This window comes from Pseudoxanthomonas putridarboris (genome assembly GCF_038321125.1).
Lineage (GTDB): Bacteria > Pseudomonadota > Gammaproteobacteria > Xanthomonadales > Xanthomonadaceae > Pseudoxanthomonas_A > Pseudoxanthomonas_A putridarboris.
The window spans coordinates 17,571-33,001 of the sequence record NZ_JBBWWT010000013.1 but is presented as its reverse complement, the minus strand read 5'-3'; the positions used below and the strand labels follow the sequence as shown (position 1 = coordinate 33,001).

At 68.7% G+C, this 15,431-nt stretch carries 12 protein-coding genes and 1 pseudogene; 7 read left to right on the top strand and 6 right to left on the bottom strand.

Translation table 11 applies throughout. The features are described 5' to 3' along the window. Nucleotides 1–18: 18 nt before the first annotated feature. From scpB to AAD027_RS17800, 4 genes and pseudogenes are all read left to right on the top strand, one after another. Nucleotides 19–876, top strand: a pseudogene (gene scpB, locus AAD027_RS17815) (SMC-Scp complex subunit ScpB); the annotation flags it as partial. Beyond that, nucleotides 876–2,522 carry a pseudouridine synthase gene (locus tag AAD027_RS17810; protein ID WP_341727380.1) on the top strand — a complete coding sequence of 549 codons (1,647 nt, stop codon included), beginning with the start codon at nucleotides 876–878 and terminating at the stop codon, nucleotides 2,520–2,522. The pseudogene scpB and the gene AAD027_RS17810, both read left to right, overlap by 1 nt. A 437-nt stretch (nucleotides 2,523–2,959) precedes the next feature. Next, nucleotides 2,960–4,078 carry an NAD(P)/FAD-dependent oxidoreductase gene (locus AAD027_RS17805; RefSeq protein ID WP_341727379.1) on the top strand — a complete coding sequence of 373 codons (1,119 nt, stop codon included), beginning with the start codon at nucleotides 2,960–2,962 and terminating at the stop codon, nucleotides 4,076–4,078. Nucleotides 4,079–4,158: 80 nt separating this feature from the next. After that, complete coding sequence (locus tag AAD027_RS17800) at nucleotides 4,159–4,938, top strand: ferredoxin--NADP reductase (protein WP_341727378.1); 780 nt, start codon at nucleotides 4,159–4,161, stop codon at nucleotides 4,936–4,938. A 9-nt stretch (nucleotides 4,939–4,947) separates the two neighbouring features. On the opposite strand, the gene AAD027_RS17795 is transcribed toward AAD027_RS17800, so the two are convergent. From AAD027_RS17795 to AAD027_RS17785, 3 genes are all read right to left on the bottom strand, one after another. Further along, complete coding sequence (locus AAD027_RS17795; RefSeq protein WP_341727377.1) at nucleotides 4,948–6,066, bottom strand: SGNH/GDSL hydrolase family protein; 1,119 nt, start codon at nucleotides 6,064–6,066, stop codon at nucleotides 4,948–4,950. 172 nt (nucleotides 6,067–6,238) lie between these two features. After that, a complete protein-coding gene (locus tag AAD027_RS17790; protein WP_341727376.1) occupies nucleotides 6,239–6,637 on the bottom strand; it encodes a hypothetical protein in 399 nt (132 codons plus the stop codon). Nucleotides 6,638–6,645: 8 nt separating this feature from the next. Further along, nucleotides 6,646–7,128, bottom strand: a complete 483-nt coding sequence (locus AAD027_RS17785; protein ID WP_341727375.1) for a glutathione peroxidase — start codon at nucleotides 7,126–7,128, stop codon at nucleotides 6,646–6,648. A 126-nt stretch (nucleotides 7,129–7,254) separates the two neighbouring features. Between AAD027_RS17785 and AAD027_RS17780 the strand changes: the two genes are divergently transcribed. Together AAD027_RS17780 and AAD027_RS17775 are read left to right on the top strand one after the other, a co-directional pair. After that, nucleotides 7,255–7,854: a hypothetical protein gene (locus AAD027_RS17780; protein ID WP_341727374.1), complete on the top strand. Its 600-nt coding sequence runs from the start codon at nucleotides 7,255–7,257 to the stop codon at nucleotides 7,852–7,854. A 277-nt stretch (nucleotides 7,855–8,131) separates the two neighbouring features. Beyond that, nucleotides 8,132–10,297: a M3 family metallopeptidase gene (locus AAD027_RS17775; RefSeq protein WP_341727373.1), complete on the top strand. Its 2,166-nt coding sequence runs from the start codon at nucleotides 8,132–8,134 to the stop codon at nucleotides 10,295–10,297. A gap of 358 nt (nucleotides 10,298–10,655) precedes the next feature. On the opposite strand, the gene AAD027_RS17770 is transcribed toward AAD027_RS17775, so the two are convergent. Then, nucleotides 10,656–11,546, bottom strand: coding sequence for a DnaJ C-terminal domain-containing protein (locus AAD027_RS17770; protein ID WP_341727372.1), 891 nt, complete (start codon nucleotides 11,544–11,546; stop codon nucleotides 10,656–10,658). Nucleotides 11,547–11,721: 175 nt separating this feature from the next. Further along, a complete protein-coding gene (locus AAD027_RS17765) occupies nucleotides 11,722–12,165 on the bottom strand; it encodes an Hsp20/alpha crystallin family protein (protein ID WP_341727371.1) in 444 nt (147 codons plus the stop codon). Nucleotides 12,166–12,314: 149 nt separating this feature from the next. Here AAD027_RS17765 and AAD027_RS17760 point away from each other — a divergent pair, with 149 nt between their 5' ends. Further along, nucleotides 12,315–12,794: a peroxiredoxin gene (locus AAD027_RS17760; protein WP_341727370.1), complete on the top strand. Its 480-nt coding sequence runs from the start codon at nucleotides 12,315–12,317 to the stop codon at nucleotides 12,792–12,794. A gap of 120 nt (nucleotides 12,795–12,914) precedes the next feature. Here the strand turns inward: AAD027_RS17760 and pbpC are convergent, their stop codons facing one another. Continuing rightward, the gene (gene pbpC, locus AAD027_RS17755; protein ID WP_341727369.1) at nucleotides 12,915–15,272 is read right to left on the bottom strand and encodes a penicillin-binding protein 1C; all 2,358 of its coding nucleotides are present in this window, start codon (nucleotides 15,270–15,272) and stop codon (nucleotides 12,915–12,917) included. Nucleotides 15,273–15,431 lie beyond the last annotated feature (159 nt).

Sequence of the window (15,431 nt, the reverse complement as noted above, 5' to 3'; positions counted from 1 at the left end):
CAGGAACCCGCAACCCGAATGGATCAATCGCTCATCAACCGCATCGTGGAAGCCGCCCTGCTGGCGGCCAGCCAGCCGCTGACGCTGGCGCAGCTGCACGGCCTGTTCCCCGAGGACGAGCCGGCGCCGCCGGACGGCGTCGAACAGGCGCTGCACCAGTTGGCCGAAGCCTGCGCCGACCGCGGCGTGGAACTGGTCGAGGTCGCCTCCGGCTTCCGCTACCAGGTCAAGGCCGACGTGCACGCCTGGGTGGCGCGCCTGTGGACCGAGCGCAAGACCAAGTACACCCGCGCCACGCTGGAAACGCTGGCGCTGATCGCCTACCGCCAGCCGATCACCCGCGGCGAGATCGAACAGGTCCGCGGCGTGGCGGTCAGCAGCAACATCATCCAGGCCCTGGAAGAGCGCGAATGGATCCGCGTGGTGGGCCACCGCGACGTGCCCGGCAAGCCGGCGCTGTTCGGCACCACCAAGACCTTCCTGGACTATTTCGGCCTCAAGCGCCTGGACGAACTGCCGCCGCTGTCCGAACTCAAGGACATCGGCGAACTGGAACCGCAGCTGCCGCTGGACGGCGCGCCGCTGCCGGTCAGCATCGCCAGCGGCGACGACGCCGAGGAAACGCAGGACGACGATGCCGCCAACGAAGCCACGGCCGGCGAAGCGGCATCGTTCGATGACAACGATACGGACACCGGCACGGATGCCGAGGCACAGGACCACGCGGACGCGTCGCAGGACGATGCCGCCGAAGACGACACCCCGATGGAAGCCGGCGACGGCGCCGGAGACGCTTCCCTCGACGAACCTCAACCCCAGGATGACGACGCCGCTGGTTCCGAACAGGAAGACCGGGCACCGTCGGAGCAGAAACAATGAGCAACACCCCCCGCAACAAACTCTCGCTGAAGCGCGGCGAAAGCGCCGAAGCCCCCGACACCCAGCGCCTGGAAGAACGCCTGCACAAGGTGCTGGCGCAGGCCGGGCTGGGCTCGCGCCGCGCGCTTGAACAGCGCATCGCCGACGGCCTGGTCAAGGTCAACGGCGAAACCGCGCAGACCGGCATGTCGGTCAAGGGCGGCGACCGCATCGAACTGGACGGCAAGACCTTCGTCGCCAGCGCGCTGACCGAACCCTCCCGAGTGCTGATCTACAACAAGCCCGAAGGCGAAGTCACCACCCGCGAAGACCCCGAAGGCCGCCCGACGATCTTCGAAGCGCTGCCCGCCTTGAAGGGCGCCCGCTGGATCGCCATCGGCCGCCTGGACATCAACACCACCGGCCTGCTGCTGCTGACCACCGACGGCGAACTCGCCAACGCGATGATGCACCCGTCGTACGAAGTCGAGCGCGAGTACGTCGTGCGCGTGCGCGCGCCGGAAGGCCAGGAAAGCGTGCCGGACAACCTCGTCGACCGCCTGCGCCGCGGCGTCGCGCTGGACGACGGCCCGGCCAGGTTCGATGAAGTCGAACGCATCGGCGGCACCGACTCGCACGACTGGTTCCGCGTGGTGGTCAAGGAAGGCCGCAACCGCGAAGTGCGCCGCCTGTGGGAATCGCAGGGCTGCCAGGTCAGCCGCCTCAAGCGCGTGCGCTACGGCAAGGTCAGCCTGCCGCAGCCGCTGCTGCGCGGCCAGTCGCAGGAACTGCCGGACGCCCAGGTGCAGGCGCTGCGCAAGGAACTGGGCCTGGAGGACGGCACGCCCGCCGCGCTGACGCTGCAACCGGTGATCGGCCAGCGCAAGGCCGCCAAGTCCACCGTGCATGTCGGCGGTGGCCGCAGCACCGGCAACGCCTACGTCAACGGCCACAACAGCGCCGACGAAGGCCGCGAACTGCGCCGCTTCGACCACGTGCGCGAGGACCGCGGCCGTGGCGGGCGCGGCAAGAAGCCGCACGGCGGCCTGACCGTCAGCGGCGAAGCCGCCGCCAAGCAGTCGCAGCGTCCGTTCAAGCAGCGCACGCCGAAGGGTCCCAAGCCGCTGCCGGAAGGCAATCCCGCGGCGTTCCGCAGCTGGTACGTGCCGGAAGGCGTGGACACCGGCCCGGCCGGCCACCGCAATGCCGGTCCCGGCGGCCCGAAGAAACCCTACGGTGGCAAGCCCGGCGCACGCCCCGGCGCGGGCGGCAAACCCGGCGGCGGCAAGCGTGGTCCCGGCGCGGGTGCCGGTGGTTTCGGCGGCGACCGGTTCGGCAACGACCGTACCGGCTTTGCCGCCGAACGTGGTCCGCGCGGCACGCAAGGCCAAGGCGCGGGTGCGGGCAAGCCGCAGCGCGCGGCGCGTCCGTACGGCCATCCCGGCAGCGCGCCCAGCTTTCCGTCCGATCACGCCAACCCGGGCTTCAGCCCCTACGGCCAGGCGCCCCGTGGCCCGCGTCCGCAAGGGCGCCCGGCCGGCGGCAATCGTCCGCAGCATGCAGGGCCCCGTCCCGGCGGACGCCCGGCCGGTGGCCGTGGTCCCGGCGGTCGTCCGGCCGGTGGCGGCAACCGCGGCCCGCGCGGTGGTGGCCAACACGGCTGATACCGCACCGGCATCGGCATGAATGAAAGGGCGCTTCGGCGCCCTTTCTTTTTGGTATCCGGATTTCAGTGGGGGGTTGTCCTTCTCCCCGTCAACGGGGAGAAGAGCCTGCCCCGTACTCGATACGGGGTGGCCGGCAGGCCGGATGAGGGGCGACAGAGCCCGTCGACATGATGCTCGTGATGATGGATCGAGTGCGAAAAGATGCTGGAATCCCTCACTCGATGATGCTTCATGCGCCGAATCGCAGCGGCGCCGTCGGCCCCTCACCCGCCTTCGGCACCCTCTCCCCGCAAGCGGGGAGAGGGATACGGCTCCTCCGCCTGCCCACAAGAAATTCCGGATACCCTTCTTCTTGGCCACCGCCCCGCTTCATGCCCGCCCCACATTGTCCCGGCATCGTGCGTCCCCTGGGAAATGCGATGGATCGGGCGAGGATGACATCCGACACGAACGACAAGCCGGCCTACGACGCGATCGTGGTGGGCAGCAGTTTCGGCGGCGCGGCCTGCGCCCTGGCCGCACGCGAATCCGGCCTGCGCGTCTGCGTGCTGGAGCGCAAGCAAGACCCCGGGGAGCGCCTGCACACCACCGGCATCATCGTGAAGGAAGCGGCCGAGAACACCGGCCTGAAGGACCTGCCCGCGCAGTTCGTGCGGCGGGTGGAAAAAGTCCGCCTGTATTCGCCCGATCTGCGCAGCATCAGCCTGTCGGCGCCCGGCTACTACTTCCTCACCACCGACACGCCCCAGGTCATGCGCTGGCTGGCCGACCGGCAACGCGCGGCCGGCGTCGAGCTGCGGCTGGGACAATCGTTCCGGACGGCCGAGCGCGTCACGGGCGGGTGGCATGTGGAAGGCGTAGGCACCGCGCGCTACCTGGTGGGCGCCGATGGCGCGAAGTCGCGCGTGGCCGAACGTTTCGGGCTGGGGCGCGTGCACGAATTCCTGTACGGCGTCGAGCACGAGTTCGACGGCATCGCGCTGCCGGAGCCTAATGCACTGCATTGCTTCATCAGCCGGCGATATGCACCCGGCTACATTGGCTGGATCGCGCAGACGCCCACCGGCGTACAGGCCGGCCTGGCGTTGCGGCACGACCCTGCCGCCCCTCGCCTACCCGACATCGCCGGCTTCCTGGAACACGTCGGCGGCGCAGTCGGCCTGCCTGCCCGGCGCCGGCCCGATGCCGTGCGCGCGGGGCTGATTCCCTGCGGCGGCCCGGTCGCGCCGCTGGCGCGCGACGGGGTGATCCTCACCGGCGACGCGGCCGGCATCGTGTCACCGGTGACCGCCGGCGGCATCCACTCGGCCTGGCGGCATGGCTGGAGCGTGGGCCGGGCCCTGGCCGGCGCCTCTGCCGGTGGCCCGGCGCCGGAGCGGATCGCCCATCGCGAGGCACCGCGTTTTCTCATCAAGCGCACGCTGCGCTGGGCCTTCGACCACGGGCAGATGGACTGGCCGTTCGATCTGCTGCTGCGTTCGCCGCCCCTGCGCTGGGCCGCCGAACAAGTCTATTTCCACAAGCGCGGCGGCGCAGGCCGAAGCAAGGCATGAATTCGCCGACACCCGCGGCGGAAGGCGCGGTTGCGCCATCGGCTACAATAATGCGATTCGACTGATCGCAACGACCCCCCATGTCCTCCGCTTTCGGCACCGAGACGGTGCTCGACGTCCGTCACTGGACCGACGACTACTTCAGCTTCACCACCACCCGCGACGACGGTTTCCGTTTCGAGAACGGCCAGTTCGTGATGATCGGGCTGCAGGTCGACGGCAAGCCGCTGCTGCGCGCCTATTCCATCGCCAGCGCCAACTGGGAAGAGCAGCTGGAATTCTTCAGCATCAAAGTGCCCAACGGCCCGCTGACCTCGCGGCTGAAGAACATCAAGCCGGGCGACACCGTGCTGATCGGCCGCAAGCCCACCGGCACCCTGCTGATCAGCGACCTGCACCCGGGCCGCAACCTGTATCTGCTGGGCACCGGCACCGGGCTGGCGCCATGGCTGTCGATCGTCAAGGACCCGGAAACCTACGAGCGCTTCGACAAGGTCATCCTCACCCATGGCGTGCGCAGCGCGCAGGACCTGGCCTACCGCGACTATTTCGAGAAGGAACTGCCGCAGCACGAGTTCCTGGGCGAAGCCATCCGCGAGAAGCTGCTGTACTACCCGGCGGTGACCCGCCACGAGTTCCCCAACCGCGGCCGCCTAACCGACCTGATGGCGACCGGCCAGATGATGCAGTCGCTGGGCATCGAACCGCTGGACGCCGAGCAGGACCGCGCGATGATCTGCGGCAGCCCGCAGATGCTGGCCGATTTCCGCGTGCTGCTGGACGGCCGCGGCTTCGTCGCCGCGCCGCGCATCGGTACGCCGGGGCAGTACGTGTTCGAGCGCGCCTTCGTCGAGAAATAAGCGGTCGCGTCAGGAGCCCGTAGACGGCGCGCGCCGGCGCGAAGACTCATCCGGCGTCGCATCGCGGCCCGGTTCGACCGGATGCAGGCCCGCCCGCACCAGCGGCAGGATTTCCGTCTCGCCGATCGGCGTCAGCTCCAGCCCGAAGCGGGCGTTCAACAGCACCACCAGCGACTGCGCCCACAAGGCGTTCCAGGCCGTGCCGGCATGGCCGTCCGCCAGGATGGCGTTGACGGGCGCGTCGCCGGCGGTATTGGTTACACGGAATTTTCCCGCGATCGACACGGGACGGTACGCGGGTTTGCCTTCCCGGTCGCGTGTGCCCCAACGGTTGGCGAACCACTGCCGGTCGTCGAAGAATGCGATCCGCGCGTCCTTCGCCGCCATCGCCCGCAGCGCATCGTCGTAGCGGTCCAGCGCGGGCTGCAGGTTGGCCAACTGGCGCGGCGAGCGCCACAGGTCGAAGTTGTGCGCGATATGCGCATTGTCGAAGATGCCCACCAGCACGATGCGCGCCTGCGGGTGCCGCGCATGGATGGCGGCGACGCCGGCGCGCACGCCGGCGATGCAGGCATCGACCTGCGCCAGCACGGCGGGATCGCGGGGATCGGCCGCCAGCCGGTCCAGCTTCTCGCGTTGCCCAAAACTGTTCACCCCGATGCGGATCAGCACCACTCCGTTGCGCCAGCGGGCCGGCGACTCGTCCATCAACTGCAGCAGGTGCGGCACCTGCCGCTGCCCCTCCATCAGGTCGTCGCAGGAGGCGCCGGACACCGCGAAGTTGTAGCGGAAGTCCTCCTTGGGCGGCGTCCGCGTCGCGATGCCCAGCCAGTCTTCGGCGCGCGCGATGTAGCCCCGGCTGCCATGGCGCCCCCATTCGCCCTGGTCGATCTGCGATGAGCGCAGGCGATGCAGCACTTCGGTCCATTGCAGCGTGGTGGCGTGGTGGCGCCCCCCCCGCTGCGCCTTCCCCGCACGGAAATAGACGCGGTCATGGTAGGCATGGCTGTCCGAATCCCCCACCACCGCAAGCGCCAGTGGGACGGCCGCATGGACATGGGACAACATCGGCATCATCAGGACAGCGGCCACGATGCGCGCGGCCAGGCGGGTACGGCGGAGGGTCATGGGCGATGGAAACGTGCGATATGGCCAAGCTGATGCCCGCTAGAACGCAACAACGCGCCGGACCCGGCCCCACGCCTGTTCCCGCCCGATTGTCCGGTGTCCCAGGCCCGCGTCCGGCCGGAACCGGCCCCGTCGCGCGCCAGGCTCCGGACCGCCCCGAAGTGCCGGGCAGTCAACGCTCGCCGTAACGCAGCCAGATGGCCGCGGCGCCTTCATCCTCGAATATCTGCGCCTTGAAGCCGTGCTCGTAGGCCAGCAGGCCCGCCACCTCGACCTGCGGGATCTGCTCGGTATGGCGCTCGACATAGGCGATGCGCACGTCTTCCAGGCCCTGCCCCTGCATGGCCTGGACGAAGGCCAGCAGCTGTTCCGGCGGCGGAGGTTCGCCCTCCATGTCGTCCACCACCAGCAGTCCCTTCGGCCGCAGGCGCCGCACTTCGCCGGCGATCGCCTGCCAGCAGGCCAGCGTGGTCTCCAGCGTACCGTTGATGCCCGTCACCCAGGCCCGCAGACCGTAGTCGGCGGAACTGAATTCGATATGGAACGCCTGGCCGGCAGGGGGTTCGACCATGGCGGCCTTCAGGCCAATGCGGCGCGGATGTCGTCGGCCAGCGATTCCAGCGTGTCGGTGGGTGCATAGCGCTTGACGACCTTGCCATCGCGGCCGACCAGGAACTTGCTGAAGTTCCATTTGATGGCCGACAACCCCAGCAGCCCGCTCTTTTCCTTCTTCAACCACTGCCAGAGCGGATGCGCCTTGTCGCCGTTGACGTCGACCTTGGCGAACATCGGGAAGGTCACGTCGTAGTTGAGCGAGCAGAAGTTCCTGATCTCGGCCTCGTCGCCCGGCTCCTGGTGGCCGAACTGGTCGCAGGGGAAGCCCAGCACCACCAGTCCGCTGGGGCCCAGGTCGCGCCAGAGCTTCTCCAGTCCGGTGTACTGCGGGGTGAAGCCGCACTTGGAGGCCACGTTGACGATCAACAGCGCCTTGCCCTCGTATTCGGACAGCGAACGCTCGTGGCCCTCGATGTCCTGGGCGGAAAAATCGTATGCGGTGGTCATGGTCGCCTCCTGTGATGGCGGCTATCAGACACCCATGGCGACGCTTCGGCAAGCGATTGCGTGGCGGACTGGGCGGGCGCGCGACGATCGGCTACCTTGGCATGGCACCGGTCCCGGGAAACCGCCATGCCGCAGTCCGCCGATCCTGCCTCCTACGCCAGCCTGTACATCCACGTGCGCATCCTGCTGGGGATGATCGTGGGCCTGGGCCTGACCCACCTGCTGCGGCACGTGGCGCGCATCGTGGAGCGCCCCGGCTCGCGCAAGGTGTACTGGGTGCATCTGGTCTGGGCCGGGTTCATGTTCGTCTACCTGCTGCACTTCTGGTGGTGGGAGTTCCGCCTGTCGCACCAGTCGCACTGGGACTTCAACCTGTACCTGTTCGTCACCCTGTACGCGTTGCTGCTGTACCTGCTGTGCGCACTGGTGTTTCCGGAAACGGTGGACCAGTACGAGGACTACCGCAGCTACTTCTACAGTCGGCGGCACTGGTTCTTCGGCATCCTGGCGGTGATGTTCGCGGTGGACTTCGGCGACACGCTGATCAAGGGCGAGGCGTACTTCCGGCACCTGAGCGTCGAGTACCCGTTGCGCAACGCCGGCTACATCCTCGCCAGCCTGGTCGCCATCGCCACGCGCAGCCCGCGCTACCACGGCGCTTTCGCCGTCGTCGCGCTGCTCTACGAACTGTCGTGGATCTGGCGCCGCTACGAAATACTGGCCTGAACCGCCTCCCCTGCGACGTGGGAGCGACGCGAGTCGCGACCGCGCCGCGATAGCGGTCCGGGTGCACTGTGACGAACGCGCCGCAGCGCGCCCGGGTGGCAAACGATCGGTTTCACCTGTTTGGGGCGCGGTCGCGACTCGTGTCGCTCCCACGGGAAAGCACCTGAGCGCCCGCCAGTCGCCTGCCCGCATCGGCAGGCCATGCCTTTCGTCATGGGTCCGGCCTACCCCCTTGGGTTACCCTTGGAAGTCCACATCTGGAAGGAAGTCGCGCTTCATGACCACCCGCCTCGCCCTCGCGCTCGCCGCGACCCTTGGACTTGCCATGCCCGCCTACAGCCAGGCCGCCGCCCCGGCCACTTCCCAGACCGCCCAGGCGGCCAACCCGTTCTTCGCCGAAAGCCCGCTGCCGCTGCATTACCCGCAGTTCGACAAGATCAAGGACAGCGACTTCGCCCCCGCCTTCGACGCCGGCATGGCCGAACAGCTGAAGGAAGTCGAGGCCATCGCCGACAATCCGGCCGCGCCCACCTTCGACAACACCATCATCGCACTGGAAAAGAGCGGCCAGGTGCTGGACCGCGCCACCACCGTGTTCTACGCGCTGGTCGGCGCCGATACCAACGACGCGCGCAACAAGCTGCGCGCGGACTACTCCACCAAGTTCGCCGCCCATGGCGACGCGATCAACCTCAATCCCAAGCTGTTCGCCCGCATCAAGGCGCTGTACGACCAGCGCAACGGGCTGGGCCTGGACGCCGAGGGCGTGCGCCTGGTCGAACGCTACCACACCAGCTTCGTGCGTTCGGGCGCCAACCTGTCCGAGGCCGACAAGGCCACGCTGAAGGAAATGAATGCGGAACTGGCCGCGCTGGGCAGCCAGTTCAGCCAGAACGTGCTGGACGAGGTCAATGCTTCCGCCGTGGTGGTCGACGACGCCAAGGAACTGGACGGCCTGACCGAAGCGCAGATCGCCACCGCCGCCAACGAGGCCAAGTCGCGTGGCCTGGAAGGCAAGTACGTGCTGACCCTGCTCAACACCACCGGCCAGCCGCCGCAGGCGCAGCTGACCAACCGCGCCCTGCGCCAGCGCCTGCACGAAGCCTCGGTCACCCGCGGCAGCAAGGGCGGCCAGTACGACAACCGCGAGATCATCAGCAAGGTCATGAAGCTGCGCGCCGACCGCGCCAAGCTGCTGGGCTACCCCAACCACGCCGCCTACGGCCTGGAAGACCAGACCGCGCGCACGCCGGAAGCGGTCAACGCCATGCTGGGCCAGCTGGCCCCGGCCGCGGTGGCCAACGCTAGGCGCGAGGCCGCTGACCTGCAGGCGATGATCGACAGGGAAGGCGGCAACTTCCCGCTGGCCGCGTGGGACTGGGCCTACTACACCGAGAAAGTCCGCGCCGACAAGTACAACTTCGACGAGTCGCAGCTCAAGCCGTATTTCGAGCTGAACAACGTGCTGGAGAACGGCGTGTTCTACGCTGCCAACCAGCTGTACGGCCTGACCTTCAAGCAGCGCACCGACCTGCCGGTCTACCACCCCGACGTGACCGTCTACGACGTGTTCAACGAGGACGGCAGCCAGCTGGCGATCTTCATCGCCGACATGTACGCGCGCAAGTCCAAGCGCGGTGGCGCGTGGATGAACTCCTACGTGTCGCAGTCGGCGCTGACCGGCAACCGGCCGGTGGTGGCCAACCACCTCAACATCCCCAAGCCGCCGGAAGGCGAGCCGACCCTGCTGACCTGGGACGAGGTGACCACCGCGTTCCACGAGTTCGGCCATGCCCTGCACGGCATGTTCTCCGACGTGAAGTACCCGTACTTCAGCGGCACCAGCGTGCCGCGCGATTTCGTGGAATACCCGTCGCAGGTCAACGAGATGTGGGCCGACTGGCCGTCGATCCTGACGAACTACGCCAAGCATTACCAGACCGGCGAACCGCTGCCGCAGGAACTGCTGGACAAGGTGATCGCCGCGTCCAAGTTCAACGAAGGCTTCCGCACCACCGAATACCTGGGCGCCGCCATGCTGGACCAGCGCTGGCACCAGATCACCGCCGACCAGGTGCCGGACGCCGCGGGCGTGCTCGACTTCGAGGCCAGGGCGCTGACCGCCGACGGCATCAACTACCCGCCGGTGCCGCCGCGCTACAGGACGCCCTACTTCAGCCACATCATGGGCGGCTATTCGGCCGGCTACTACGCCTACATCTGGTCGGAGGTGCTGGACGCCAACAGCGTGGAGTGGTTCAAGAACAACGGCGGCCTGACCCGCGCCAACGGCGACCATTTCCGCAAGACCCTGCTGTCGCAGGGCGGCAGCCAGGACGCCATGAAGATCTTCCGCGACTTCGCCGGCCACGATCCCAGGATCGAGCCGCTGCTGGAGAAGCGCGGCCTGACCGCACCGGGCGCACCCGCCGCCGCCAAGTAACGCGACTCCTCGTCGCCACCGCCACGCCACCTTCGGGTGGCGTGGTTTTTTGTGCACGGAACAAGCCGCCGGCAACGGTACCGTGATCCACGCATGCGAGGGTTTTCCACAGCAGGTGTGGATGAAGCGTGCACGAATCTGTGGATAACCGTCCCGCCGCCTTGCATGGTGGGCCTGTCAAGATGGATGGCGAAAATTTCACCAATCCCCGCCGGGCCACTATGCGCCACACCCCATCAACAGCCAGGAGACCTGTAGGAGCGGGCCATGCCCGCGATGCCTTCCTGTCGATGCCCGGAAAGCATCGCGCCCATGGGGCGCTCCTACAAGATCGCGATGCTCGGCACCGATACGCGCCTTAGCTGTGATCGAAGGCCTTGGCCAGTTTCGCGTAGGCCTTGCGCTGTTCCTCGGTCTCCGCGCGGGGCGCGGTGATTTCCAGTTCGACGATCTGGTCGCCGGGCGGCGTACCGGGGAGGCCGCGCCCGCGCAGGCGCAGCTTGCGGCCGGAGTCCGAATCGGCCGGGACCTTCAGGTCCACCGACCCGCCCAGGGTCGGCACGCTGAGCGTGGCGCCCAGCGCTGCCTGCCAGGGCGTCACCGGCAACACGTGGATGATGTTGCGGCCGTCCACCTCGAACTGCGGATGCGGCGCGTACTCCACTTCCAGCAACAGGTTTCCACCCTGGCTGCCCTGCCCGGCCAGGCGGATCACCTGCCCGGGCTTGACGCCCTTGGGCACCCTGACGTCCAACTGGCGCCCGTTGACGTTGAGGCGGACACTGTCGCCGTCGTACACGGCCTGCAGCGGCACGGCCAGCTTGGCGCGCGAATCGCGCGGCGCCTGCGGGCCGCGCGGCTGCGGCGCTTCCGCACGCCCCCGGCGACCGAACAGTCCCTCGAAAAAGTCGCTGAAACCGCCACTGCCGGCACCACCGGCGCCGCCGAAGATCTCCTCGAAATCGAAGTCCTGCGCACCCGGTCCGCCATGGCCGAAATCCGGCGGCGGACGGAATTCCTCGCCCGGCCGGTAACCGCGCGCGCGCAACTGATCGTAGGCGGCGCGCTTCTGCGGGTCGCGCAACGCCTCGTAGGCCTCGTTGACGGCCTTGAACTGCTCCTCGGCGCCGGCTTCCTTGCTGACGTCGGGGTGGTACTTGCGGGCCAGCCGCCGGTAGGCCGTCTTGATCTCGGCGTCGCCGGCGGTGGGCTCCACGCCCAGCACCGCGTAATAGTCTTTGAACTGCATGGAATCTCCGCGGGAATCCTGTTGGCGCCGCCGTTTCGGACGACGGTGCCCGGTAAACGAAAAAGGCCCGCGACGCGGGCGCCACGGGCCGATTCTATAGGCAGCAGGGCCGAAGGCAGGACGCTCCCGCCTTCACCGTCCCCGCGCCGGAGCGCGGGGACGGTGCCAAGCCACCTTACTGCACCTGGATGCGGCGCGGCGTGGTTTCCGGCTTCTTCGGGATATCGATCCGCAGCACGCCGTGCTTGCCACTGGCGGTGATGCCGTCGGGATTGGCGCTGTCCGGCAGCGCGAAGCGGCGGTAGAACGTGCCGTGCACGCGCTCCACGCGCGAATGGCGGCTGCCCTCGTCCTTCTTTTCGGACACGCGCTCGCCGCGCAGGGTCAGGATGCCCTTGTCCATGTGGACCTCGATGTCCTTCGGGTCCACGCCGGGGATGTCGGCCAGGATCACGAAGCGGTCGGCATCCTCGCGGATGTCCACGCGCGGGGTCCATTGGCTGGTCACCACGCTGGAAGGGTCGGTGTCGGCTTCGCCCAGGAAACGGTCGAATACCTGCTTGATCTCGTCCTGCAGGCCACGCGGATTGCCCCAGGGGTTGTACTGCACGATGCTCATGGTCGTTTTCTCCTCGCGGATGGGCGCGTCGGTCGGTGCGCCGATAGCCGGGAGATAGGTTCCGGCGCCCGCTTTTCAAGGCCGTCACCGGGGCGTGACACGGGCGCGCTACACTGCGTTCAGATTCCCTCCACGCAAGGATTCCCCCCATGAGCATCCAGGTTGGCGACCGCATTCCCGAAGTCGTCCTCAAGCGCATCCGCGACGGAGTCGAGACCGTCGACACCACCGCGCTGTTCGACGGCCGCAAGGCGGTGCTGTTCGCGGTACCGGGCGCCTTCACCCCCACTTGCTCGGAAAAGCACCTGCCCAGCTACGTGCAGCACTTCCAGGATTTCCGCAGCCGCGGCATCGAGGTGTTCTGTGTGTCGGTCAACGACCCGTTCGTGATGCAGGCCTGGGGCAAGACCCAGCACGTGCCGGACGGCCTGCAGATGCTGGCCGACGGCAACGCCGACCTGGCCAAGGCGCTGGGCCTGGAGATGGATGCCAGCGCCTACGGCATGGGCGTGCGCGCCAAGCGCTTCGCCCTGTACGTGGAGGACGGCATCGTCCGCAACGTCTTCGTCGAGGCCCCGGGCGAATACAAGGTCTCGGCCGCGGAACACGTGCTGGAGCATATCGGCTGATCGGCTGACTCATCCGGAAGGCGGAAAGGCGTAGGAGCGCCCCATGGGCGCGATGCCTTCCCATCACCGCACGGACAGCATCGCGGGCATGGCCCGCTCCTGCACAGCCCATGGTTCCGGTCAGCGCAGCACCTTGAACCGCACCCGCGTCCAGGCGCCGCTGTCGGCCAAGGCGGTGAGCTGGTGTTCGCCGGACTGGTCGAAATCGTACTGGTAGGACTGCGCGCCCCGGGTTTCCGCCACCCACCGGCCGTCCAGCAGCCATTGCACGCGCGATTCCGTGCCCAGCGCGCGTAGTTGCAGGCGTACGCCGTGCGTGTTGCCGGGCGCGCGCGCCAGCGTCGCCCCGTCGTTGAGCCCTTCGATGCGCAGTTCCTCGACCGCATCGCGGCCGTCGGGCCGGCAGTCGGGCGACAGCGGCGGCAGGCGCGAGGCGGCCCGCGTCTGCGCCGGCAGCCACGGCGAGGCCAGCGCGGGCCAGCGCGCGATCTCGGTGCCGCGGGCCACGTGCGGCCCGGCGCATTCGCCGGACAGGCGCAGGCCGGTGCGCTCGTCCACGTCGAAGCGTTCGCGCCCGGCGCTCCACAACCGCGCATCGCGTTCGGCGAAGGTCGGCGGCACGGCGCCGCCGAGCGTCCATGCCTTCCGGCGACGCTGGCAGAGCTGCGGCGCATCGTCCTCCGGCGGCAGGCCCAGCGGCCAGCAGATATCGGTTTCCGCCACCTCGCGTGGCATCGGCGGGCGTTCCGTATCGCCGCGCAGGCGCGGCAGGCTGTCGATCACTTCGAACATCAGCGGCAACGCCGTCACCGCGCCGTACTGGCCCGGCAGGGGCGTGCCATCCGGCCGCCCGACCCACACGCCGACGGTATGGCGGCGCGTGCTGCCCAGCGCCCACGCATCGCGGAAACCGTAACTGGTGCCGGTCTTCCACGCCACGCGCGGGCGGCTGCCGGTATCCAGCAGGCCGCTCCCGTAACCGGGGCGCGGGTGCGCCTCCAGCACCTCGCGGATGATCCACGCCGCGCCGGGTGACAGCAGCCGGCGGTCGGTGGAAGGGTCGTCCCGGGTGTAGCGCACGCGCCCGGACAATCCGTCGCGGTTCAACGCCGCGTAGGCGCCCACCAGGTCCTCCAGCCGCGCGCCGGTGCCGCCCAGGATCAGCGACAGATTCGGTTGCGCGCCGGGCGGATAGCGCAGCACCAGCCCGTTGTTGGCCAGGCGCGCCGAGAAACGCGCCGGTCCCACCCGATCCAGCAGGTCCACCGCCGGCACGTTGAGCGAGAGCCGCAGCGCATCGGCGGCGCCGACCGGGCCGTTGAACGCGGCATCGAAGTTGCCGGGCCGGTAGCCGCCGAAGGATTGCGGCGCGTCCACCAGCAGGCTTTCCGAATGGATCAGCCCGTCGTCCAGCGCCAGGCCGTACAGGAACGGCTTGAGCGTGGAACCGGGCGAGCGCCAGGCCTGCACCATGTCCACATGGCCCAGCCGCGCATGATCGCCGAACGTCACCGAACCCACGTAGGCGCGCGCCTCCATCGTGGCGTTGTCCACCACCAGCAGCGCGGCGGACGTGCGCGCGGGCAACGTGGCGAAATAGGCCTGCACCCGCTCCTCCAGCGTGCGTTGCAGGCCGGCATCCACCGTGGACTCGATGCGGGCCGCGCGCGGCTGCGCGCGGCGCAGGCGTTCGGCCAGCAGCGCGGCGTGCAGCGGCGGTTGCAGCGAACGCGCCACCACCGGCTCGATGCGCGCATCCTCGACCTCCGCGCGCGACCACACACCGAGTTCGGCCATGCGGCTCAGCACCTTGTCGCGCGCGGCCTGCGCGGCTTCAGGATGGCGATCGGGCCGCAGGCGGCTGGGCGATTGCGGCAGCACGGCGAGCAGGGCGGCCTCGGCATGCGAGAGCTGCGCCGCCGGTTTGCCCAGGTACGCCCAGCTCGCCGCTTCCACGCCTTCGATGGTGCCGCCGAACGGCGCCCTTTCCAGGTACAGGGTGAGGATCTCGCGCTTGGACAGGCGCGCTTCCAGCTGCACGGCACGCAGCATCTGCTTGGCCTTGCCCCATGGCGTGCGCGAATGGCGGTCCAGCATGCGTGCCACCTGCATGGTCAGGGTGGAGCCGCCTGAGACGATCCGCCCGCGTTGCAGCCATTGCCCACCCGCACGGAGCAATGCCCAAGGGTTGATGCCCGGGTGTTTCCAGAACCAGCGGTCCTCGTAGGTCAGCAGCGCCTGCAGGTACAGCGGCGATACGCTGTCCGGCGTGGCCGGGTGACGCCACACGCCCTCGCGGTCGGCGAACGCGCGCAGCGGCGTGCCATCGCGCGCGACCACCAGCGTGCTGATGTCGCGCGCTTTGGGCAGCGGCGGCGGGAAGGCGAAATCGAGGACCAGCAGCGCGACGAGCACGGCGACGGTGGCCCAGCGCAGCCAGGTCAGGATTCCACGGAAGTATCGCTTCTGCTTTTGCATTGGCTCTTGCTGATCAACGGGGCCCCTTGGGCATGGCAAGTGGCGCGGGGAAAACCCCCACAGGGGCGGCGCACATGGATGTGCGCCGTTTTCCGAGCAGCAGGAAGCTGCTTCGGAAAATTCTCGCGATGCTTGCGGACCCGTAGCGGAGCGGAGGGC

What these genes read in the sequence shown, in the direction of transcription:
- AAD027_RS17810 (WP_341727380.1), top strand. Translation starts at nt 876, where the DNA reads ATGAGCAACACCCCCCGCAACAAACTCTCGCTGAAGCGCGGCGAAAGC.
- AAD027_RS17805 (WP_341727379.1), top strand. Translation starts at nt 2,960, where the DNA reads ATGACATCCGACACGAACGACAAGCCGGCCTACGACGCGATCGTGGTG.
- AAD027_RS17800 (WP_341727378.1), top strand. Translation starts at nt 4,159, where the DNA reads ATGTCCTCCGCTTTCGGCACCGAGACGGTGCTCGACGTCCGTCACTGG.
- AAD027_RS17795 (WP_341727377.1), bottom strand. Translation starts at nt 6,066, where the DNA reads ATGACCCTCCGCCGTACCCGCCTGGCCGCGCGCATCGTGGCCGCTGTC.
- AAD027_RS17790 (WP_341727376.1), bottom strand. Translation starts at nt 6,637, where the DNA reads ATGGTCGAACCCCCTGCCGGCCAGGCGTTCCATATCGAATTCAGTTCC.
- AAD027_RS17785 (WP_341727375.1), bottom strand. Translation starts at nt 7,128, where the DNA reads ATGACCACCGCATACGATTTTTCCGCCCAGGACATCGAGGGCCACGAG.
- AAD027_RS17780 (WP_341727374.1), top strand. Translation starts at nt 7,255, where the DNA reads ATGCCGCAGTCCGCCGATCCTGCCTCCTACGCCAGCCTGTACATCCAC.
- AAD027_RS17775 (WP_341727373.1), top strand. Translation starts at nt 8,132, where the DNA reads ATGACCACCCGCCTCGCCCTCGCGCTCGCCGCGACCCTTGGACTTGCC.
- AAD027_RS17770 (WP_341727372.1), bottom strand. Translation starts at nt 11,546, where the DNA reads ATGCAGTTCAAAGACTATTACGCGGTGCTGGGCGTGGAGCCCACCGCC.
- AAD027_RS17765 (WP_341727371.1), bottom strand. Translation starts at nt 12,165, where the DNA reads ATGAGCATCGTGCAGTACAACCCCTGGGGCAATCCGCGTGGCCTGCAG.
- AAD027_RS17760 (WP_341727370.1), top strand. Translation starts at nt 12,315, where the DNA reads ATGAGCATCCAGGTTGGCGACCGCATTCCCGAAGTCGTCCTCAAGCGC.
- pbpC (WP_341727369.1), bottom strand. Translation starts at nt 15,272, where the DNA reads ATGCAAAAGCAGAAGCGATACTTCCGTGGAATCCTGACCTGGCTGCGC.